The sequence below is a fragment of the Runella sp. CRIBMP genome (genome assembly GCF_009905605.1).
Taxonomy (GTDB): Bacteria; Bacteroidota; Bacteroidia; order Cytophagales; family Spirosomataceae; genus Runella.
The window spans coordinates 352,785-374,608 of record NZ_JAAAKZ010000004.1 but is presented as its reverse complement, the minus strand read 5'-3'; the positions used below and the strand labels follow the sequence as shown (position 1 = coordinate 374,608).

The window sequence follows — 21,824 nt, the reverse complement described above, 5'->3', positions numbered from 1 at the left end:
TTATAATGAATCTTTAAATTATTTTATTGAAAAACTAGACATAAAAAAATACATCCCATTTTGATTTACATATTGCACTTTTAGGGATATTTGATGTACATTTAAATATTAATTTACCCTACCCAATCTAAATATTGTTTTTAATGGATACTATTCATTATTTCGCAAGCTCACGAGATGAGCAGGACTATGGCTTATATTCCGAAATTGACAATGACTATTTTCTTCAACTTAAAGCCGAGAAAGCCCTCGTAGAGGCCATGAATTGGCATGGAGGAAAGATTGCAAAATACCGATTTGAAGTAAATGTCCTCCCCAAATCTTCCAAGCTGGGAATAAACAACGGAAGAATCTGGAAGCTCCGAATTTGGGAGGGCGAAAAAGGGATGGCCACAGGCAGTGTCGCCAATTATGACCGAGAATGGCAACTCCTGCCTTCAAAAGAGTTAGAGCCTCATATTAGGCGGATTTTAAAACTATACAATTAGTAATTTCAAAAAAGCCGCTGTTAGAGCGGCTTTTTTGAAAATGGACGCTTCTGGAAAATGGTTACAATTCAAAAGTTTCTTCCTGTTCATCAAAAAACAAATAATTCAGAAACTCACAATACGGCTTGATGAGGCGACAGCCCTTAACAACCTCAGTGGCGAAACCCCGCGAGGTAACCTCCGCATCGGAATATTTATGCATAAAAAATAATTGCTTCCGTTTCAACAAATCAATGTCTGGGTGGTCGTCGGGGTATCCTTTAGGAGAACGCTGAAGGGATTCTCCCCAAATTTCGGGGAAATAATCGCGGAATTCGGGGGCATCAATGATGCTTTTAAGACTTTGGGGATTAAAGTCAATTTCTTGCCGAAATTTGGCCAAATGTTTAGGCGTTGGAGCCCACATTCCCGCCCCTAAAAAGGATTCTCCGGGCTGGATATGTAGGTAAAAATCGGTACGGCCCGAATGACGCCCTCCTGGCCCGATGGCCGCACTAAACCATTGTTTATAAGGCGATTTATCCTTGGAAAAACGAATATCGCGATTGATTCGAAAAATACAGTCCTTTACTTCGGTATTGGGCAATGATTCAAACTCACTCACCCCTTTCAATACAGCGGCCACCAACTGTTCAAGGTCTTTTTTTGAGGTTTCATAACGTTTACGGTTTTCAGCAAACCAATCACGGTTGTTGTTTTCGGCTAAGTCTTTTAAAAAATGTAAGGTTGACTCCGTCAGCATAAGATTTCGTATTTTGCCTTAAAAATAGCAATTTTGCACCGCTTCGCAGGAAGAAGTACTGTAAACTACAAAAAATGTCACGAATTTTAACGGGTATTCAAAGCAGCGGCAAACCGCACCTTGGCAATATTTTGGGCGCCATTTTGCCCGCCATTCAACTTTCCGAACAAACTGGGAATGAGTCATTTTTGTTCATTGCCGATTTGCATTCCTTAACCACCCTCAAAGATGCCAACACCCTCAAGGACAATATCCGGGCCGTGGCAGCGGCGTGGTTGGCGTGCGGACTGGATACGAAAAAAGTGGTTTTTTATCGCCAATCACGGGTGGCCGCCTACCATACCGAACTGACTTGGTACTTGTCGTGCATTACGCCTTACCCCATGCTGGCCAATGCCCACTCGTTCAAAGACAAGGCAGACCGGTTGGCGGATGTCAACGCGGGCCTGTTTGTGTACCCTGTCTTGATGGCTGCCGACATATTGTTGTACGATGCTCATTTTGTACCCGTGGGAAAAGACCAGAAGCAACACCTCGAAATGACCCGCGACATGGCCGAAAACTTCAATCGTACCTACGGCGAAACTTTCGTGGTACCCGAAGCCCGCATTGATGAGCGAATGATGGTGATACCTGGCATAGACGGCCAAAAAATGAGTAAATCGTACGGAAATTACATCGATATTTTCTTGCCCGAAAAAGAATTACAGAAAATAACCAAGAAAATCATTTCGGATTCTACGCCACTAGAGGCTCCCAAAGACCCCGAAAACGATATTACTTTCAAACTTTTTTCGCTCATTGCCAGCGAATCTGACATCGAAACAATGCGTCAGAATTATCTCAAAGGCGGCTACGGCTATGGACACGCCAAACAGGCTTTGTTTGAAGCACTAAACAGTCGCTTTGGGAAAGAGCGTGAGCTATTCAATTATTATTACCACGAAAACCCCGACGCTTTGGAGCAAAAATTGCAGGAAGGCGAAGAAAAAGCCCGCGCCGTTGCGGCAAAAAAAATAGCTGATGTTCGCCAGAAAATTGGTTTATCTTAACACACGCTAACCCAGCTTCCCATAAACAGAAGAGGGACCTACATGCTCCATCAAATTCAGGAAATCGACACTCGTATATTTTTAACGCTCAATGGGTTACATACCCCTTGGGCAGATACGATTATGTATTGGGTAACGCAACGAAACACGTGGATACCCCTGTACGCTTTGCTGATTGTCTGGCTCATTTGGAAGTATAATCAACGGGCAGCGGGGATGATTGGCGCGCTGATTCTTACCATTGTTATTGCCGACCAAACTGCCTCGGGCCTGCTCAAGCCCTTTTTTGAACGTCTGAGGCCATGCCATGTTTTGTATTTACAAGATAAACTTCACTTAGTGGTTGAAGATTGCGGAGGCAGGTATGGGTTTGCCTCCTCCCATGCCGCCAATAGCTTTGGGCTGGCTATGGCGCTGTATTTATTGGTAGGAAAAAAGTACCCTTGGATCACATGGTTCTTCTTTCCTTGGGCAGTGGCCGTCTCTTACAGCCGTATTTACGTAGGGGTTCATTATCCGTTTGATGTAGTAGTTGGGGCCTGCATTGGAGCGGCGGCGGCATGGATTGCCGTCAAAAGTGTTGAAAGAATCCTCAGGTTACGAAAGAAACTTGCCTAAGATTCCTCAAAAAACATCCCAATCATGAATTCGGTAAAAGAAAAATCCGTACCTTTGCGCAAATTTTTTCAGGGCATGGCCTCATTTAATCCAATAAAAATATTCTCCGGTTCGCAGTCAAATTACTTGGCAGAAAAAGTTGCCCGTCATTACGGGAGAGACTTAGGTGGCTACAGTTTACGTAAATTCAGTGACGGTGAAATGTCTCCCAGCTTCGAAGAATCCATTCGAGGATGCGACGTTTACTTGATTCAATCAACCTTTAATTCTTCCGAAAATTTCATGGAATTATTGTTGATGATCGACGCCGCCAAACGAGCATCTGCTCACCAAATCACGGCGGTTATTCCTTATTTTGGATACGCTCGTCAAGATCGCAAAGACAAACCAAGGGTACCGATTGCCGCCAAATTGGTCGCAAATTTGCTTACCGCCGCTGGGGCCGAGCAAATCATGACGCTTGATTTGCACGCCGGTGCCATTCAGGGATTTTTTGACATTCCAGTGGTACACCTAGAAGGTACAAGCGTGTTTGTGCCTTACATCAAGAGTCTGGAGCTAGACAATCTGGTGGTGGCTTCTCCCGACGTGGGTGGTGCCGCCCGCGCCCGAAACTTTGCGAAGTTTTTCAACGCCGACATTATCCTTTGCGACAAATACCGCAAAAGAGCCAACGAAGTGGCCTCAATGCAGGTAATCGGTGACGTAAAAGACGCCAACGTGGTCTTCATTGATGATTTGATTGATACAGGAGGCACCATTTGCAAAGCCGCCGAGCTCGTTATGAGTAAAGGAGCCAAGTCGGTACGTGCCATTTGTACCCACCCAGTGATGTCAGGCCCCGCCCACGAACGTATTCGGACATCGATGTTGGAAGAACTGATTGTGACGGATACCATTCCGTTGCGCGAAGAAAATGAAAAAATTAAGGTATTGTCGGTGTCAGAATTATTTGCCAAAGCCATCGGCCGTATCCGTGACCACGAATCTATTAGTTCATTGTTTATAAATCCTGCCTAGCAGGGGTTAATGAGTGATTCATTAGCTATTTTCAAACTATTTTAAATACAAAAATTATGAAAAGTACAGAGATTGTAGGGTTTAAAAGAGCGAATCTCGGCAAGAAAGAAGCACGCGAACTACGCCTTCAGGCAATGGTTCCATGTGTATTGTACGGTGGAACGGAACAAGTGCACTTTGCGGCACCTATGTACCTCTTCCGTGAACTTCTTTTCTCTCCTAACGTTTACAAAGTGACGTTAAACATCGAAGGTGAAATTCATTACGGAATTTTGCAGGATGTACAGTATCACCCAGTGAGTGACATCATCCTCCACGCCGACTTTTTGGCCATTGACGATGAAAAAGAAATCAAAATTGAAGTACCTGTACGTTTTACAGGAACTGCCATTGGGGTAACCAAAGGTGGTAAATTGGTACAGAAACTGCGTAAAATCAAAGTAATCGGGTTGGCAAAAAACATCCCTGATTTCGTTGACGTACCCGTAGGTGATCTTGATTTAGGTAAATCAGTAAAAGTAGGTCACTTAAAAGTAGAAGGGTTTAAAATCGTAAACAATGCTTCGCTACCAATCGCGGGCGTTGAAATCCCACGTGCATTGCGCGGTACGTTGAAGTAAGCTTTCCCCATATAATGGCTAATAGACAAGAAGCCCCGCAAATTGCGGGGCTTCTCTTTTATATACCAGAATTTTAGGCTGCAAATTAGGCCGTTACTGGCAACTGAGCTTTCAATTTGTCTTCCAATACTACTTGTGGTACTGCGCCTACTACACGGTCTACGACCTCTCCATTTTTGAAAAACAACAAAGTTGGAATGCTGCGAATACCAAATTTCATGGCTGTTTCGGGGTTCATATCCACATCTACTTTTCCGATAACTGCCTGTCCTTCATAAGCTTCTGCGAGTTTTTCTACTACGGGGCCCACCATGCGGCAAGGTCCGCACCATTCTGCCCAAAAATCTACCAAAACTGGTTTATCTGAACCTGCGACCAAGTCGCCAAAGTTTGCGTCTGTAATTTCGACTGCCTTTCCCATTTTATTATTGATGACCGGGTCGCCGGTACGATTAGTGAATGATTGTATTTAGTGAAGAAACCATTTTGCCCCTGGCAAAAGTTCCCAAACTTTAAAATCGACAATCTTCTTAAACAGCCTAGTGGGGTTCGGGATGCTCTATCGAAAGCGATGCAGATTCCGCACTTACCCGTGCCCCGCGCGCCTGCAACGCCTTGGCGTAGGCGTTGTAAACAAACCCCACAATATTGCCGTCGTTAAACGGAAAAAGTAATGAATTATTTTTGTATTGAAGGGCATTGACAAACAACACACAGGTAAGGTTATTGGGAAATTTGACCCATATAGTACGAAGCCCACGTCCAGCAGGAGTGAGCATTTCGTACCACCAACCATCATGATAAACCATCGTACCAAGGTTTGAGGTGGCTTTATAACAACCTAAGTTCTTCACTATCAGTGTGTCAGCCAAGGAGGGTGTAAGCACTTCATTGGCCCCCGACGACAACGCCGATGCGTAGATTTTACCCGCTTCGGTCGCGGTCAGATACATGCCGTAGGCTCCAAGTACGGGTCCGAAACTACCTGGATTCCAGCCTCTTTGGCCAGTAGTAAGGGGAAAGTTGTAAGTGTACGTGGGATTATTGGCGGGAAAAGACGCGATGGCATTTTGAACTCCCGCTTTTTCAAAAATTTCCTGCTGTAAAAAAGCCAAATAGCGCTGTTGGGTTTGGGTATCGTCAGTGGCGTCATTGCCCGTAAAAGCATAGCCCAAAATACGGGGAATTAATATCCTAAACAGCCCAAAATTAGCATTTTGATAGCAATAATTTCCCCGCGAAGTTACTCCCAATGCCATCAAACTTTTTAGACCAGCGTATATATTTTCACCGTAAGCGCCGTTCAAACACGAACCACCAAGTCCCCTTATTCCGCTTTTATGGGTTAACAAATCACCAAAAGTAATTTTATCAATCCCCGCTCCTAGCTTCCAGGAAGCAGGCAAATAAGGCGCAATTAAATCGCTGGTTTTCAACCCTTTTTGGGAAGCCGCTTTCAAAAAGGCCATTGCCGTAATCGTCTTGGTCATGCTGGCAATGTGCAGCTTTGTATCGGGTGTAAAGTCCTTTTGCCCTTCGGGGTCTGCCATACGGGATTGAAACCCACCGCTTCCTTCAGCCTTCAATTCCGTTCCCTCATAAATCGTAAAAGCGTAGCCCACTCCCCTATTTTGAAGCGTATCTTCCAGTTTTTGGGCAAACAAATCAGACAAAGTTGCCGTCAGTGGTTCAGGCTCCGTTTCGCGGCAACTGTAAACGCCAAGCGTTATCGTCACCATGACAAAGCAGAGTAATTGAAAAAGTGTTTTTGTTTTTTTCACGTTGTTGTTTTTCATAGATTTTTACAATCCTGCCGTTGATTTTATCTCTCTTATTAATTCTTCCGTGGGCAAATGCGCATCCAACCAATGAATGAGCAAACCATCCCTCTCCATTTTTCTAAAAAAAGTCATCTGACGTTTGGCAAATTGGTGAATCGCTACGTTTAATCGCTCAACCATCGTACCATAATCTAACAAACCGAGGAGATATTGGGTAATAAATTTATATTCCAATCCGTAATAAATCAATTGCTCGGCCGAAATACCCCGTTTTAACAGCCCCTGAACTTCATCAATCATTCCATTTTGCAATCGTTCGTGTAGGCGTCGGGTAATGCGGGCGCGCCGCTCCTCTACAGGCAGCGAAAGTCCAAATAAATAATATTCAGGAATAACTCCCTTCGTATTGGATGAAGCAGGAAAAGGATGATGGGTGAGAAAAACCGAAATTTCGATGGCCCGAATCAGGCGCTTTCGGGTGGACGTATCGGCCAAATGGGCGTACTCTGAAGGGGTATTTTTAAAATATTCCCGCAATTCTTCGTCAGATAATTGCCGAAGTTTTTCGCGAAATTCTTCATCAATGGGTATCGCCGTAAACTGATGTTCTTTCAACACCGCTTCGATGTACAACCCTGTTCCACCACAAATAATAGGCAGTCTATTTCTAGCCTCGATCTCCGCAATTGCTTCGTAACAATCCTGTTGAAAACGGTGAACATTGTACATTTCTCCCGCCTCTAGGACGTCTATCAAATGGTGCGGTATCTGTTGATTATGAACCACATACTCCTTCAAATCCTTTCCTGTTCCGATGTCCATTCCTTCATAAACCTGACGCGAATCGGCGCTGATAATCTCCCCGTCCAACGCATACGCTAACTGCGTTGCCAAGTGGGTTTTGCCGCAGGCAGTGGGTCCGAGAATGACAATAATTGGCTTCATTTTGGATACTTTAGGAGGTCAAGCAAATACTTTATATTGCCCGAGTTGTAGACTTTTACGGCGTTTTCAAGTTTACTTTCAGGCGTTGCGTATTCTCGTTCAAAAGTATTAGGATTGACTAAAAACGTCTGAGGGGGTGTTGTTCCGAGCCGTTCGAAACCCAGTCGTTCGTAGCTTTGCCCATTGGACCAATCGCGGTCGGCGTAGGTCATGATGTCGTCGGGATGCACTTCTTTGATAAACGCTTTTAACAATTTATCCAACCCACCCACAACTGTTGCATCCAACACATTGGCAAAACGAATCAACTCAAAAGAACGGTATGTTTGTGAGTTTCTAGGGATATTTTTTCCACCACTAAAGGATGCCACCGCAACAAGAAGTGAAGATGGTTCAGGCCTGAGAAATGAAAAATCAGGTTTTTTAGTCCATTTTTCCAATACCCTGAAATAACGATGTGGTAAAAAAAGGCCGTACTTATACTTCGCCGTGGTCGAAACCTGCAAATGATTGATTTTTAGAAAGGCATCCAACGTCGGCTTGTCGATTCGGCGCACTTCCGTCAAGCGCGCAGGGATTCGATACGAACGCCCGAATAATGACCTCAATCTTGACTGCACGACTTCATTTTTTGTCCGCCACACATCTTCCCAAATATGAACCACTTTTATGCCCATGGCAGCCCACGCATCAGATACGTTTACGCAGGTATCTGGCAAAATTTCCGTTAACCCTTGATTGAACGGAATGCAGTGAATGATAAGGCGTTGCTTAGAGAAAAAAAAGTAAGAAAAGGGCATTTCAATCGAAACGGGGGGGGCTTCTATCTCCGCTAAAGTACGTAGAAAATCGGCTATTTCACGGATAAACGGCGGGGTTGATTCCAAAGGAAGTTGGTTAATTTTTCAAGAACATACGTTAGATAAAACGTTCTTCAACTTTTTATAATAAGTTGATATTTTTATCCCAAAATCAGCCCTATAAATCGGTCAAAACAAGTCGGGATTAATGACAAAAATAACATGGTTTCGGATAAGTGGCTTGAAAATAAAACAATTATTATCATCGGTGGAACCACCGGGTTGGGATTATCAGCGGCGAAGGCATTTGTAGCGCAGGGCGCAAACGTGGTGGTGGTTGGAAGAAACCCTGATAGCTGCGCCGAAGCTGAAAAAATCTTGGGAACCACAAGAGCAACAGTACTTCAAGGCAACGCCATTGACCCATTCACGGCCGACAATGCCATTCAAAAAGGAATTCAAACCTACGGTGGCTTCGAAGGATTGTACCACGTAGCCGGCGGCAGCGGGCGCAAATACGGCGATGGACCACTGCACGAGCTGTCGTTGGAAGGTTGGAGCAAAACATTTGAACTTAACCTCACGTCTCTGATGCTTTCCAATCAGGCGGCTATCCGTCAGTTTTTAAAACAAAATACGGGCGGGAGCATCCTCAATATGGGCTCAGTATTGGGCTACTCCCCTTCCCCCAAATACTTTGTCACGCACGCTTACGCGGCCACTAAATCGGCCATTATTGGGTTTTCTCAATCCATTGCGGCCTATTACGCCCAAAACAACATTCGCATCAATGTATTGGCCCCAGCTTTGGTCGAAACGCCTATGAGTCAGCGCGCGTCCAAAGATGAGGTCATCCTCAATTTTGTTAAAACAAAACAACCATTGGACGGTGGTCGCAACGGACAACCCGCTGATTTAGACGGAGCTGCGGTGTATTTCATGTCCGATTATTCAACATTTACTACGGGACAAATTTTATCGGTCGACGGCGGCTGGTCCATTTCTGAAGGACAATATTGACTATGTACATCATCGGAATAGATCTTGGTGGGACCAACGTAAAAGGAATCATCATTGACGAAAAGGGGACCGTTTTGAAACAACATTACGTGGCAACTCACGACAATGGCGACACTACTTGGCGCGTAAATGTCTTGGAAATGGTGCTTTACCTCAAAAGTTGGTTGCAAGAACCGGTCGCAGCCATCGGAATGTCGGCCCCAGGCCTGCCAGACGAGCAGAATCAATGCATTGCTTTTTTACCCAATCGTCTTAACGGGCTGGAAAATTTTGTTTGGAGCAATTACTTGGGTGAAACCAGTTACATCCTTAACGACGCCCATTCGGCATTGATGGCTGAAGCAACCTTTGGCGTGGCGAAAGGGCATAAAAATGTCGTTTTATTGACCCTCGGCACGGGAATAGGTGGCGGTCTACTCATCAACGGACAATTGTATCAAGGACTTAGTCAAATGGCCGGACATTTGGGGCACTTGTCGCTCAATGCCACCGACGACGAAGTTAGCATTGTAGGAATGCCAGGCAGTTTGGAATATGCCATCGGCAATTATTCCGTTGCCAAACGCTCCAAAGGGCGTTTTGAATCGACATGGCAGCTGGTAGAAGCATACCGTAAAGGAGATGCTTGGGCTTCGCTGGTTTGGCTTTCATCCCTCCAAAAATTAGCCGTGGCACTCAGCTCGTTGGTCAATGCTTTTTCGCCCGAATTGATTGTCCTGGCGGGAGGAATTACTTTTGCCGACGATGCCCTTTTTGAACCCCTTAAACAATTCATGGACTTTTATGAATGGCGACCAGGTGGGAAGGAAACGCCCATCGTTCAGGCCGAGTTTGGCGACATGGCAGGGGCCATCGGAGCCGCAGGTTTTGCCATGTCAAAAATCAAAAATACCTTGTAAATCAGCAAGAAGAGACAAAATTTTCGTCTCTACAAAAACAATCGTATATGTCAGTAATACAAGACTTTATCAATAAATCGCGCGGTATATTAGATACCATTGAAGCGCAAAAACCTCAAATTGAACAGGCTGCGCAATGGTTTGCTGCTTCCATTTTGGCGGGGCGGATGGTCCACATTTTTGGTAGCGGACACAGCCGAATTATGGTAGAAGAAATGTGGCCTCGCTACGGTTCATTTGCTGGATTTAACCCCATTGTTGAACTTTCTCTTACGTTTCATAATCTCGTAGTAGGGGCTAACGGACAGCGACAAGCCATGTTTTTAGAGAATGTACCTGGATTTGCCGAGCGCATATTACGCAATTTTGACCTTTCTGACACCGATACCGCCTTGGTTATTTCCTCTTCGGGCACCAACATTGTCCCCGTAGAAATGGCTGAAATTTTTCAACAGCGTGGCATCAAAGTTGTTGCGTTGGTGACTAGCCTACATTCAGCGGCGAGTACTTCCAAACGCGCCGACGGTAAGAAATTGACGGATTTTGCCGATTTAATTCTCGACACGGGCGCACCCGCTGGCGATGCCATGGTTTACGTACCCAACCTCGATACGCCCGTTGCCCCAGGAAGTACCGTGGGCGGTGCAACGCTCATCAATTGCTTGAAAGCCGAAACCGCCCGCCTCTTGACTGAAGCGGGGCAGCCGCCAAAAGTACTCAGCGCCGCCGCCGTGGTAGGCACCCAGCGGGCGGTAGAGCTTTTTGAAGGGGCTTATGACGAGCACGCTCACCGCATTGCGAAAATGTACGAGAAAGTAGGAATACCTAGCTATATCTCTGAAAATAAAACACTTAAATAGTATTTTTATTCAACCAATGTTAACCATACGCCCGGCCGAAATAAATGACCAAGATGCCGTTTGGGAAATTATAGAACCTGTCATTCGAGCGGGCGATACCTACATGTACGCGCCAGATTCTTCCAAAGAAAAAATGATGGACATCTGGTTTGACCCCGAAAAATACACCTACGTAGCCGAGAAAAAAGGTCAAATTGTAGGTACTTTTTTTCTAAAAGCCAATCAGCCCGACTTGGGAAATCACGTAGTAAATGCGGGGTATATGGTTCATCCAGCCTATCGCGGACAGGGCATTGCAGAGCAGTTGTGCCGTTTTTCGTTGGGAGAAGCGCGAAGACTCGGGTTCAAAGCCATGCAGTTCAATTGTGTTATTTCCACCAATACTGTTGCCGTCCGCCTTTGGCAAAAATGCGGCTTTACAATCATAGGAACATTGCCCAAAGCCTTTCAACACAGGGAATTAGGATTGACCGACGCACATGTAATGTACCAATGGTTAGATTAGCAGTATTGAATGGCAGAATAAAAAAATTTCAGGTTTTAAAGGGTCGGGTTGTGAGCAACCCTCCGCACAGAGACTTTTACATTTTTTGGTTTTACATCATCACCACCCGCTGAAATTACAGTATCCTAAAAACACCTAAAGAATATGCAACCACTCCCCATAAAAACAACCGTTGTAGGCTCGATGCCTTTTCCCGGCTGGCTCGAATTTGCCAGTATGAATCTGGATAAATTTGGCCCCGCCGACATTGTCGAAATGATTGACGATGCCGTGATTGCGGCCGTACATGACCAAGTAGCCGCAGGGCTTGACGTAATCACCGACGGTGAACAAACACGTTTGGACTTTAATCTTTCCTTTTACGGTTTTATCAAAGGGATTGTCAACGACGGCACCGAAACCCGCAAGTATGGCCCACCCGCCCATGACCAACGCGGCAAAAACAGCATCATTGAGCCACTGACCGCTCCCAAAGGCTTAGGAGTAGTGGAAGAATACAAGCGACTGAAACGCCTAGCCCCCGAAGGTCAACGCATCAAAATGTCTATTCCGGGGCCGTATACACTTTCAGGACGGCTCAATCCGGGAGGGCTGTACAAAGACCGTTGGGAAGTGACAGAGGCTATTTTGCCGTTGGTTCGCCAAGAAATTGAAGACCTAGTAGCACTCGGTGTACCAGAAATCTGCGTCGATGAACCTTCCATGAGCTGCTACGCGTACCGCGAAGATACCCAGCGTTTTGTGGATATTTTTAACCGCACCGTGGCACCAGGCGTGGGCAAAACCCGCCTTTCCATGCACCTTTGTTTTGGAAATTACAAAGGTCGGTCGGTAGGTAAGAAAACCATTGCGCCCATGTTGCCTAGCTTTTTGGACATGAACGTGGACGAACTCCACAGCGAAATGACGGTGCTCAACTTTACGGATGTACATTTATTAGAGCGCTTCGCCGAGAAATTTGACGTTGCCGTGGGCGTCATTGACGTAAAAAGTTACTACATCGAAACTGCCGAAGATGTAGCAGAGCGTATTCGTAAAGTGTTGCCCTACGTCCCTGCCGAAAAACTCGCCGTGGCTCCCGACTGCGGTATGAGCCAAACTGCCCGCTGGGCTACCAAACAAAAATTGAAAGCCATGTGCGACGGGGCAAAGCTGGTCAGAGCCTCTCTCTGAAATCTTTCCCACGCCGCTAAAAACTCGCGGCGTGGGAAAGATAAAAAGCTTATTTACAGACTTTTCCAGAAAGCCTTCTCCAGTTTTTTATCGCTTGAATACGATGACGGCGCGGCATTTTCGCGGGCTGGCAACGAACCGCCAATCAATTGATAAAGCTTGGTTTCTAAGTTTTTTTTCTCCGTTTCGGTGAGGGGTTTATCGTTTGCAAGTTTCTGTAATGAACTTAAAATCGACCAGTTTGACAACTGGCTATTCATCACTTTTGAGGTCAATAAATTACCCAATTCGAGTACTTTTTGTTTTTGCCCCCCTTTAAGTTTTTGATTTTCAGACTCCTCTACAATCCCCAACACCTCCGAAACCAACCGTTCGACTTGCTGTTGGGAATAGTTTTTTTCGCTCCGATACGCTTCATTGTAGTTTTTCAACTCTCCTGTCAGGCGCTTTTCACTTTCTTTGATGGGTGGCGGGTCATAACTCGTTTTTTTAACAAAGGTCCGTGCTCGGTGCTGCGCGGATTTCAAGTATTCCAAGGCTTTTTTCTCAAACGGAATGGCCTTTTCTGGCTCATACAACCGCAGATGCAGTTCCGACTGCCACATCTGTTCCAACGCCATTTTCAAGAGTGAGCGCGTTGATTGTTCATAAAACGTATTGGCTTCTCCATCATCGTGGGAGTGAACATATTCTTCCAAAATCGAAGCTACGGGGTCTTTTTCTTCTGTTTCGCTCTTTCCGCCTCCGCCGTGGTTATGCCCCTCGTGCGAATTTCCGCCCGATTCGCCCCCCGGTTCTCCTGTATCATGGGCATGTACAAAACCATGCAATAAAGCAAACCCCACAACGGCATCGCCATCATTATCTTTGGGCAAGGCATTGCCTCCGCCGATAGAATTCTCAAATTCTTCACCCAAATATTGTCCATAGCGCAAACGAAGGGCTTTTTGGTCAAATCCGATTTCGTTGGAAGTGCTGTTAAATTCTTTGGCCGCCAATTTCTTTCGTTTGGCAATCAACTTCTCAGTATCAATGATAATTTGCCGCTGGCTTCTAAAATATTCGGGCAAAATATTCATCGCCATGGTCGCCAATTCTGATTCTTCCACGTTGGCGGTATCTTTGTATACCACGAAATAAGTATCTGACTTTGAATAGTTTGGCTCGGGACGTTTGTTATCAATCGCCGCCCAATAATAATACAATTCATCGCCGGGTGTAAAATTGAGGGCTTTTAGATCAATGTTTTTGACGATATTTGTTTCCTTAAAATTGGCTTGACCAATGCCCAATTTCACTTCCCTAAATTTCACATTTTCACCCGAACCTCTGGCCACCGTAGCCACGATAAACGCCTGTTGGACCGCAAAATCATCAGATATTTTGGCCGAAATCTGAAGGGTTTTAGGGTCTTTCAAGAAATGATATTGGTATAATTCTTTAGAGGCAGGCTCAATCTTGGGGGCCAAATCTGGAATAGCTTCTAGGCGATAATAGTCTGATTGATAGACCAATGAGTCTTTCCAATACGCCTTGATACCGTACAATCCTGAGTTGTACAATTGGTCGCGGTATTCAAATTGATCCCCTACTTTTTTAAAGGGAAGTTCTTCTCCTCGGTTATTGGTTAATTTAATCGCCACATTTTGCGAATGACTAAACGACACTTGCCATATCAACTCCGAACCACTGATAGAAGATGCGTTCAAATCCGTTCCTTCCCGAATAGGCAGCTTAGTGTAAGCGGGCGGAGTAACAATCAGTTTGGCGGAAACCAACGAAGGAATTACTACTTGATTTTCAAGGATTTGTCCTTTTGTAACTTCTTCAACTAAGTCCTTAAATTTGTCTTTTTTTAGTAATGGTAATCCAAACCGCAACCCCAGACAAACTAAAAATAGGGCCACAAAAATCCACCAATGAGACGGCAAAACACGGGGTGTTTTCTGACCTTGAATTTTTTCGGCTAAACGTTCCAATTGTAACTGCTGCGCGATATTAGGTCGCTCTATTTCAAGTAGTTGAAGGCTATACTCGGTATCACGGAGGTTCTGATGAATGAGTTGAATCGCCTCGGCTCGTTTGCTTTGAAAAAGCCCTTTCCAGTACGCGCTCACCACAAATACGGCCAAAGCCGCAAGCGCAGGCACCATGACCGTGGATGCGACCAACGAAACCACTAAAAAAGTCGAACCCGCCAGCAGCACACTCGTCAGCAAAGCGCCAGCGTAGAGTTGGTAAGTTACCCAAGTGATGATTTTATGGAGTTGATTCATGCGTTTTTTTGGATGGCTAACCAACGTTCAATACCCAACAAAATGATAAAAAACAAAAAAATCCATTTCGAAAACCGTCCCCCTTCTGTCTGATTTACAGCATATTGACCATTAATATATAGCGTTTTAAACAGGTTCTTAATTTGCTGATCGCTTAATGGTTTTGAAGAAGGATTTAGCTGAAAATGACTCACCAATACTTCACCCAACCACTCGGGGAGTCGCCCGTTTGTAAACATTTCCCCCGAAAATTGCGCCGTTTTCCACTCTCCATTTATCGGAATGTGGTTTGCCTCCGAAAAAATAAAACGCGTTTGGGTGGAAAAAACTTTTACATCAAGCGGCAGTTTATTATCCATAAAAACCCAGTCGTACTGTTTTTGCGAATTTAATTTTTCGTCAATCGAAAACGCTATTTGGTACACATCCGTCAATGCTTTCAACGCAGCCTGAATAGCCTGCTTTTCGGCTTTATTATCAAGGGCAACCCATACATTTACCACATTGTTTGGGAGAGGCTGTGATTCAAATTTTTCATTAGGAGGTAACACAGCCGCAACCGTCAATTGATTGGCTTGATTGACAAACAACTTATGTTTGCCTGCAAATTCCAAGTAGGGTTTGGGTGTTTTTGAGAACGTATCCACGATGGAATGTAGGGTGAACGTCCCCGGCACAAAGATGTTTGGCACTTGACTTAACCCCTGACTATTAACCAAATAAATCTCAAATTGCTTAGTTCGCACTTCCCGATTCAATTCATTGGCTTTATTGATACTCGTTTGTAATTCCAACGGATGTATCGCACCAGAATAGGTCAGGGAGGTTATGTCGTTCAATGACTCCAATGCTGCCCCCATTTTATATATTTTTTCCCCTTTTTTGAGGGCCTCTTCCAGTTCAAATTTAAAATTGTCGACCACCAAAGGATTCAGTTGTACCAAGTGGATTTTTTGAGGGCTTTGAGTGCTTGTATACCAATGCAGGATGGGTTTTGCCAACAGCAAAGCCAACAAAACTACCAATAAACATCTGATTATCAACAACAACACATTGTCTAGGCGAATCCCTCGTGAGGGTTGTAAGTCCTTCTCCGTCAGCCACTGCGTAGCCGCCCAATTAAGCAATTGCCCCTTTTTCTGATGCCAAAAATGAAGGGCGATAGGAATGCCAACCGCCAAACTGCCCCACAACATCAAAGGGTTTAAAAATTCCATTTATCTTATTTTTATGTTTCCTGCCCTAAAGGAAAGGACAATTCAAAAAATATCTTCCTTATTCTCAACAACAGGACAATTCAGAAATTTATCATCAAACTTTTCTCATTCTCAACGCCTCTGAAATCGCCGACGCAATGGATTCGTGCAAAGTAGTTCGAACTAAATGTACGTGCGGGATTTGTAAGGCTTCGTCTAAATTAGCCAAGTAGGCGGCGGCTTTTTTTTGAACCTCTTCTTTGATAGTAGATGCTTCGAGTTCCATTTCTTTTCCCGTCTCCAAATCCTTGAAACGATAAAAACCATTCAGGTTAAATTGCAATTCTTCGGCACCAAGTACTTGAAAAATAAGGATTTCGCGACGCGGATTGGCTACGCTCTGAATGAGTTTCATCCATTCATCATCCACTTGCAGAAAATCAGACACAAATACAAACAACTCTTTCTGCTTTTGCTGAAAATGCGGAAATTTAGGATGCTCGTTCTGCCACATTCCCGTTGCTTCAGCTTTTTCCAACTCGTACAAAATCCGTTGAAAAGCCTGCTTTCCTGCGGGAACGAGGGTCTCTAAGTCTCCGTTTTGCAAGGCATACAAACTCATCTGGTCGCTTTGTCGGTAACCCAAATAGGCCAACGACGCCAGCAAAATCTTGCAATAATTTAGACGACTGATATTTTTTTCGGCATAATTCATCGACCCCGACAAGTCCAATACAAACCGAATATGGAAATTGCTTTCCGTGGCAGATTCTCGTACCAAATGTTTTTGGGTACGGGCGTAGAGTTTCCAGTCGATGCGTTTTGGGTCGTCGCCGGGTTCGTAGTGGCGATATTGCTCAAATTCAATCCCAATCCCCGACCGTTTACTGCCATGGATCCCCAACATCAGCTCTTCACTGACCAGTTTACCCGCGATTTGAAGGTTATTTAGTTTAATGAGTTCGGTGGTGAGCATGGCTATCCTTTCAACAGTTCTGCCACCACATCATCCGTTGTAATATTCTCAGCTTCAGCCCTAAAATTGAGCGAGATACGGTGACGCAATACGGGGTACGCCAATATTTGAATGTCTTCGGGGATAACCGAAAACCGTTGGTTTAATACCGCCCGGGCCTTAGCGCAGAGAATCAACGCTTGCCCCGCCCGTGGGCCTGCCCCCCATCCGCACCATTTTTTGACAAAGGCAGATGAAGTAGTATCGGGACGCGTGGAACGGACCAATTGATTCACTTTTACAATCAATTCATCACTGATATGAACCTGACGCGTCAGTTTTTGTAAATCAATAATTTCTTGGTCCGTAAGAATGGTTTGCAGGCTTTGACTGCCAAAACCCGTGGTATTTTTCAACACATCCAATTCCTCCTGTTCGGACGGATAGCCCAACTTGATATACAACAAAAAACGGTCAAGTTGCGCTTCGGGCAAGGGGTAAGTACCCGCCTGTTCGATAGGGTTTTGGGTGGCAATAATCAAAAACGGGCGCGGTAAATCGTAATTCATACCCGCATACGTCACTTTGTATTCCTGCATTGCTTCCAACAACGCTGCCTGCGTTTTGGGCGGCGTACGATTGATTTCATCGGCCAAAACGATGTTGGCAAAAATGGGTCCTTGGTTAAACTTAAAAAACTTTTTGCCCGTCTCGTGGTCTTCCTCCAAAATTTCGGTACCGATGATGTCGCCTGGCATTAAATCTGGGGTAAACTGCACCCGTTTAAATTTCATTTCTAGGGCTTCGGCCATCGTTTTTACCATGAGTGTTTTGGCCAATCCGGGCACGCCTTCCAGCAAACAATGTCCGCCAGCGAGTAAAGAAATCAGGATTTCATTGATTACTTCCTCTTGCCCGACGATCACTTTGGCAATCTCTTTTTTCAGGTGTGGTAGCTTAGATACCAGTGTTTTATAGTGGGTTAAGTCCTGCGTTTCCAATGCTTAAACGGTTGTTAATGCGTAACTAATAATGTTTACTCCAAATTTTGTATTGTCTTCGGCCAACCATCGCTTATTTCTAAAATCATAATCCCACTCGCAGCCGTAATCTTTATTGCTGTACAAAACCCCAATTCGGCCGTTGACTTCAATAGCTTTCAAGTAATCATGGACCAAATCATCGCCCCAGCCGTTGAGTTCAAAACTCGTTGTTGGCGGGCCTTCAAAATGAAAAAACGAATGATAAATGGGATGGTCGTTGGGGATTTTCTGTAAGGCCTTCGGCCCAAAAGTGCGCGCCATTTCCTGCTCAAACGACTTGGCAAACAGCCCGTCGATGTCGTGATTACAATCATCCACAAACACAAAACCCCCGTTTTCAACGTATTTTTTAAAATGGTCGCGTTCCAGAGTGGAAAATTCTACCAATTTATGGCCGCTCAAATAACAGAAAGGGCTTCTAAACAACTCAGTACCCATCAATTGCACAATTTTTTCTTTTTCATCAATCGGAATTGTGGTATACTCTACCAACGAATTGAGGAGATTGGAAGGCATCCGTTGGTCGGTGTCCCAATCTCCCGAAGCATATTGAATTCGGGTAAAAAAAAATGGTCTCATGCGTGGAAAAGATTAAACCTTAGGGCTGTGGCCCGCAACGGTGGTCACGGGCCGCAGCCCTAAGATTATACCGCGTCGGAAAGGGATGAAAATGTAAACTCCCTGATTTTCATCGGTGGCAAGATATAATTTAGGTCTGATTCCGTACTAACCACTCGCTCTGGAATCCCTAAGGTTTCAAGATTATTCAGCATGATGATTGGACTTTCGTTGAAACGGAAGTTTTTGATCGGATATTTAATTTTACCATCTTCGATATAAAATGTCCCGTCGCGGGTGAGCCCCGTCAACAAAAGTGTTTGAGGGTCTACGGGACGGATGTACCAGAGTTTGGTGACCAAGATACCGCGTTTGGTACTTTTTATCATCTCGTCCAAAGTCGCCGTTCCTCCTTCCATAATCATATTATTGGGGTTTGGAACGGGTTTTACCCCTTTTTTTTGCGCCCAAAAACGAGAGTAAGAAAGGTTTTTCACAACCCCTTTATCAATCCAAAGCGTTTTGGCCTGCGGCTGTCCATCTCCCGACCATGCAGCCGCGGGTAAATCAGGATGCGTTGGGTCAGAATAAAACGTAACACGCTCGTCTACAATCTTTTCCCCTAGCTTGGTTTTTCCTCCAGGCTTGCTGAAGAACGAGCGGCCTTCGTCAGCACTGCGGGCATCCATTCCAAAAAAGATACTTTCGAGCAATACCGACGCCGCCGTTGGCTCTAAAATCACGGTGTATTTTCCAGGCTCAAGCGCCTTTGCTCCTTTGGAAGCCAACGATTTTTGAACGGCAATTTTGGTAGCCGCCGCCGTATCCAGTTTATTGAAATCATTATACCCTTTGGCTACGTAACCCGAGCCTGTTCCGTCGTCTGTTCTGACCGTAAGTGAAAAGTTAACGTTGGTATTTTTGTAATACGCAAACAGCCCTTTCGAATTCATCATGGCGGTAAACCCTTTACGATCTTCCAAAAATCCCGCCGCTGCAAGGCCCTGTTTGCTCGACAATTCGAGGCTTTTCGCTACTGCTTCGGCCCGCTTGTCGGGGGTGATGCTGGCGGTAGATTCAAAATAACCGTTGGATTTAATGTATTGCTGCGGCTCCATGACGCCCACGTGTTCGGGGTTTTCGGGCGCAAGTCGGGCTAATTCTTCAGAGCGGCGCACCACTTTTTCGAGCGAGGCATCGTCAAATTCATCAATAGAAGCCACACCTACTTTTTTGCCGAAAGACGATTGGACCGAAATATCTTTGTTGGTCATGGCTCCACTGGTGGAAACTTCGTTTCGGGCATAGCGCAGGTTTCCGCGTATTTCGCCCAGCAGATTCACTTCACATTCATCCGCTTTTGAAAAGCTCAACACCTTTTGTAGCAAGGCCTTGGCTTCCTCTTCAGTTAATATAACTGCCATTTTTTTTGATGTTAATTGTTGGAGATAAGGTCAATGCTTAAATTTTACGGGCGGTGTTAATGACGTTTACACCGTTAAAACGGGCCGTTGAGCTACCATGCGATACCGCACTGACTTGCTGCGGCTGGCCTTTTCCGTCAAAGAATGAACCACCCAAACGATAATCTCGCTCGTCGCACACTTTCACGCAAGAATTCCAGAACTCCTGAGTATTTGACTGGTATGCCACATCTTTGAGCATTCCCGCAATTTGACCGTCCTTGATTTCGTAGTACAACTGACCGCCAAACTGGAAATTATAGCGCTGCTGGTCAATTGAAAACGAACCGTCTCCAATAATATAAATTCCTTTTTTTACATCCTTAATCATTTCACTGACCGAGAGGGGCGTTTTTCCCGCCGCCAAAGAAACATTGGCCATGCGCTGAAACTGCACCGAGCCCCAACTGTCGGCGTAGCAACAGCCCTGTGATTCTTTTTCTCCGATGATGTGTACTTGGTCACGAATGGCCTGATAATTGACCAACGTTCCTTCTTTTACCAAATCCCATTGCTTGGTTTTCACGCCTTCGTCGTCCCAACCAACGGCCCCTAACGAGCCTACTTGGGTTTTATCAGCAAAGAGATTTACTTCTTTGCTTCCATAATTGAAGTTTTTGCTCTGCCATTTATCCAAGGTAGCAAAACTGGTTCCTGCAAAATTGGCCTCATAACCCAACACACGGTCGAGTTCGAGCGGGTGCCCTACCGATTCGTGAATGGTTAGCCACAGGTGAGACGGGTCTAACACCAAATCATATTTGCCTGCTTCCACCGATTTGGCCGCGAGTTTTTCTTTGGTTTGTTTGGCCGCCGAAATCACATCTTCCAGCATATCATAGCCCTTATTGTAGCGGGTAGTAATGCCCGTTACTTTGTCTTTAGGGTTGGTTTGTAGGTATTCGTAACCCATTCCAACGGGGGCGCTCAACGCCTGACGCGTTTCAAATTTACCCGTTTTGGGATCGATGGTGGTCACCGAAAAAATAGGCCAAATCCGGTGAATGTCCTGATCAATGTAAGAACCGTCGGAAGAAGCAAAGTATTTTTGTTCATTAACCATAAACAACACCGAGTTCACGTAATTAGCGCCGTTTTTTAGAGCAGCATCGTTGACACCCAACAGCAAATCCACTTTTTCTTTGATGGGTACTTCAAATGAATTACGTTCGATGGGCGCTTTCCAACTTACTTCACCGTAGCCTTTTTGAGGAGCCAATTGCACCGGTTGCTTCATCAATCGAGCATTGGCTTTGGCAATGGCCACAGCTTCTTCGGCCGCTCTGGCGGTATCTTCTTCGGTTTTGGCGTCTACCACCGCCGCAAATCCCCAGCAGCCATTGGCAATGACCCGAACGCCAACCCCATAAGATTCAGTGTTGACGATGTTTTGTACTTTGTCTTCGCGGGTAATCACAAATTGACGCAGATAACGGCCAATCCGTACATCGGTGTAAGTAGCGCCTTTGGATTTGGCGGCGTTGAGGGCAGCGTCGGCCAGACGCTTTTTGAGGGCTACATCAATGCCGCCTTCCAATAGGGCTTCGGGAGAAACTGAATTCCCCACAATCGGGATATTGGGCAACATCATTGCGCCAAATCCCATGCCCGACAGTTGCATGAAATCTCTTCTCTTCAAGGCTTAGTTTGTTTATAGATGGTTGTATGGGTAATTGAAAAAACGTTTGAAATTGAATGTGTTTAATTCAATTTCAAAAATCCTGATAAATATAGTCTTAATTCTCCCCCAGACAGGGGGATTTTGATGAACGGCAAACGAGTGTGTAAAGGTTGATGCAACAAGGTCAGA

Annotated in this window: 22 protein-coding genes; 10 read left to right on the top strand and 12 right to left on the bottom strand. The window is 45.1% G+C overall.

Annotated features, from left to right (window positions below):
- Positions 1-143 precede the first annotated feature (143 nt).
- Entirely contained in the window at positions 144-488 is a 345-nt protein-coding gene (locus GVN20_RS14910) for a hypothetical protein (protein ID WP_166559094.1), read from the top strand.
- A 61-nt stretch (positions 489-549) separates the two neighbouring features.
- Here the strand turns inward: GVN20_RS14910 and GVN20_RS14905 are convergent, their stop codons facing one another.
- Positions 550-1,230: a DUF2461 domain-containing protein gene (locus tag GVN20_RS14905; protein WP_206023272.1), complete on the bottom strand. Its 681-nt coding sequence runs from the start codon at positions 1,228-1,230 to the stop codon at positions 550-552.
- Positions 1,231-1,304: 74 nt separating this feature from the next.
- Here GVN20_RS14905 and trpS point away from each other — a divergent pair, with 74 nt between their 5' ends.
- The 4 genes from trpS (at position 1,305) to GVN20_RS14885 (ending at position 4,540) form a co-directional block, all read left to right on the top strand.
- Positions 1,305-2,282: a tryptophan--tRNA ligase gene (gene trpS / locus GVN20_RS14900; protein WP_166559093.1), complete on the top strand. Its 978-nt coding sequence runs from the start codon at positions 1,305-1,307 to the stop codon at positions 2,280-2,282.
- Between the two features lie 42 nt (positions 2,283-2,324).
- A complete protein-coding gene (locus GVN20_RS14895; protein ID WP_166559092.1) occupies positions 2,325-2,900 on the top strand; it encodes a phosphatase PAP2 family protein in 576 nt (191 codons plus the stop codon).
- A gap of 75 nt (positions 2,901-2,975) precedes the next feature.
- Positions 2,976-3,920: a ribose-phosphate pyrophosphokinase gene (locus tag GVN20_RS14890; protein ID WP_114462363.1), complete on the top strand. Its 945-nt coding sequence runs from the start codon at positions 2,976-2,978 to the stop codon at positions 3,918-3,920.
- Positions 3,921-3,976: 56 nt separating this feature from the next.
- The gene (locus GVN20_RS14885; RefSeq protein ID WP_166559091.1) at positions 3,977-4,540 is read left to right on the top strand and encodes a 50S ribosomal protein L25/general stress protein Ctc; all 564 of its coding nucleotides are present in this window, start codon (positions 3,977-3,979) and stop codon (positions 4,538-4,540) included.
- A gap of 85 nt (positions 4,541-4,625) precedes the next feature.
- Here the strand turns inward: GVN20_RS14885 and trxA are convergent, their stop codons facing one another.
- The 4 genes from trxA to GVN20_RS14865 all read right to left on the bottom strand — a co-directional run bounded on the left by trxA (position 4,626) and on the right by GVN20_RS14865 (position 8,153).
- A complete protein-coding gene (gene trxA / locus GVN20_RS14880) occupies positions 4,626-4,961 on the bottom strand; it encodes a thioredoxin (protein WP_114065843.1) in 336 nt (111 codons plus the stop codon).
- A 118-nt stretch (positions 4,962-5,079) separates the two neighbouring features.
- Positions 5,080-6,336, bottom strand: a complete 1,257-nt coding sequence (locus tag GVN20_RS14875) for a serine hydrolase (RefSeq protein WP_166559090.1) — start codon at positions 6,334-6,336, stop codon at positions 5,080-5,082.
- 6 nt (positions 6,337-6,342) lie between these two features.
- Complete coding sequence (gene miaA / locus GVN20_RS14870) at positions 6,343-7,266, bottom strand: tRNA (adenosine(37)-N6)-dimethylallyltransferase MiaA (protein ID WP_166559089.1); 924 nt, start codon at positions 7,264-7,266, stop codon at positions 6,343-6,345.
- Positions 7,263-8,153: a hypothetical protein gene (locus tag GVN20_RS14865; RefSeq protein ID WP_166559088.1), complete on the bottom strand. Its 891-nt coding sequence runs from the start codon at positions 8,151-8,153 to the stop codon at positions 7,263-7,265. The genes miaA and GVN20_RS14865 overlap by 4 nt, the downstream gene beginning before the upstream one ends.
- Before the next feature lie 135 nt (positions 8,154-8,288).
- Between GVN20_RS14865 and GVN20_RS14860 the strand changes: the two genes are divergently transcribed.
- The 5 genes from GVN20_RS14860 (at position 8,289) to GVN20_RS14840 (ending at position 12,523) form a co-directional block, all read left to right on the top strand.
- Positions 8,289-9,086, top strand: coding sequence for an SDR family NAD(P)-dependent oxidoreductase (locus tag GVN20_RS14860; RefSeq protein WP_166559087.1), 798 nt, complete (start codon positions 8,289-8,291; stop codon positions 9,084-9,086).
- A gap of 2 nt (positions 9,087-9,088) precedes the next feature.
- Positions 9,089-9,985, top strand: a complete 897-nt coding sequence (locus GVN20_RS14855) for an ROK family protein (protein ID WP_166559086.1) — start codon at positions 9,089-9,091, stop codon at positions 9,983-9,985.
- Between the two features lie 47 nt (positions 9,986-10,032).
- On the top strand, positions 10,033-10,845 hold the full coding sequence (locus tag GVN20_RS14850; RefSeq protein ID WP_166559085.1) for a sugar isomerase domain-containing protein: 813 nt from the start codon (positions 10,033-10,035) through the stop codon (positions 10,843-10,845).
- Positions 10,846-10,861: 16 nt separating this feature from the next.
- Entirely contained in the window at positions 10,862-11,350 is a 489-nt protein-coding gene (locus tag GVN20_RS14845) for a GNAT family N-acetyltransferase (protein ID WP_166559084.1), read from the top strand.
- A gap of 144 nt (positions 11,351-11,494) precedes the next feature.
- Positions 11,495-12,523: a cobalamin-independent methionine synthase II family protein gene (locus GVN20_RS14840; RefSeq protein WP_166559083.1), complete on the top strand. Its 1,029-nt coding sequence runs from the start codon at positions 11,495-11,497 to the stop codon at positions 12,521-12,523.
- A 53-nt stretch (positions 12,524-12,576) separates the two neighbouring features.
- Here the strand turns inward: GVN20_RS14840 and GVN20_RS14835 are convergent, their stop codons facing one another.
- The 7 genes from GVN20_RS14835 to GVN20_RS14805 form a co-directional block, all read right to left on the bottom strand.
- Positions 12,577-14,799: a hypothetical protein gene (locus GVN20_RS14835; protein ID WP_166559082.1), complete on the bottom strand. Its 2,223-nt coding sequence runs from the start codon at positions 14,797-14,799 to the stop codon at positions 12,577-12,579.
- Positions 14,796-16,016 (bottom strand): BatA domain-containing protein, encoded by a 1,221-nt coding sequence (locus GVN20_RS14830; protein ID WP_166559081.1) that lies wholly within the window; start codon positions 16,014-16,016, stop codon positions 14,796-14,798. Before GVN20_RS14830 ends, GVN20_RS14835 begins: the two co-directional genes overlap by 4 nt.
- Before the next feature lie 94 nt (positions 16,017-16,110).
- The gene (locus GVN20_RS14825; RefSeq protein ID WP_166559080.1) at positions 16,111-16,971 is read right to left on the bottom strand and encodes a DUF58 domain-containing protein; all 861 of its coding nucleotides are present in this window, start codon (positions 16,969-16,971) and stop codon (positions 16,111-16,113) included.
- Between the two features lie 2 nt (positions 16,972-16,973).
- Positions 16,974-17,951, bottom strand: coding sequence for a MoxR family ATPase (locus tag GVN20_RS14820; protein WP_166559079.1), 978 nt, complete (start codon positions 17,949-17,951; stop codon positions 16,974-16,976).
- 3 nt (positions 17,952-17,954) lie between these two features.
- The gene (locus GVN20_RS14815) at positions 17,955-18,572 is read right to left on the bottom strand and encodes a DUF4159 domain-containing protein (protein WP_166559078.1); all 618 of its coding nucleotides are present in this window, start codon (positions 18,570-18,572) and stop codon (positions 17,955-17,957) included.
- 65 nt (positions 18,573-18,637) lie between these two features.
- Entirely contained in the window at positions 18,638-19,975 is a 1,338-nt protein-coding gene (locus tag GVN20_RS14810) for a TldD/PmbA family protein (protein WP_166559077.1), read from the bottom strand.
- Between the two features lie 37 nt (positions 19,976-20,012).
- Positions 20,013-21,653 carry a TldD/PmbA family protein gene (locus GVN20_RS14805; protein ID WP_166559076.1) on the bottom strand — a complete coding sequence of 547 codons (1,641 nt, stop codon included), beginning with the start codon at positions 21,651-21,653 and terminating at the stop codon, positions 20,013-20,015.
- Positions 21,654-21,824 lie beyond the last annotated feature (171 nt).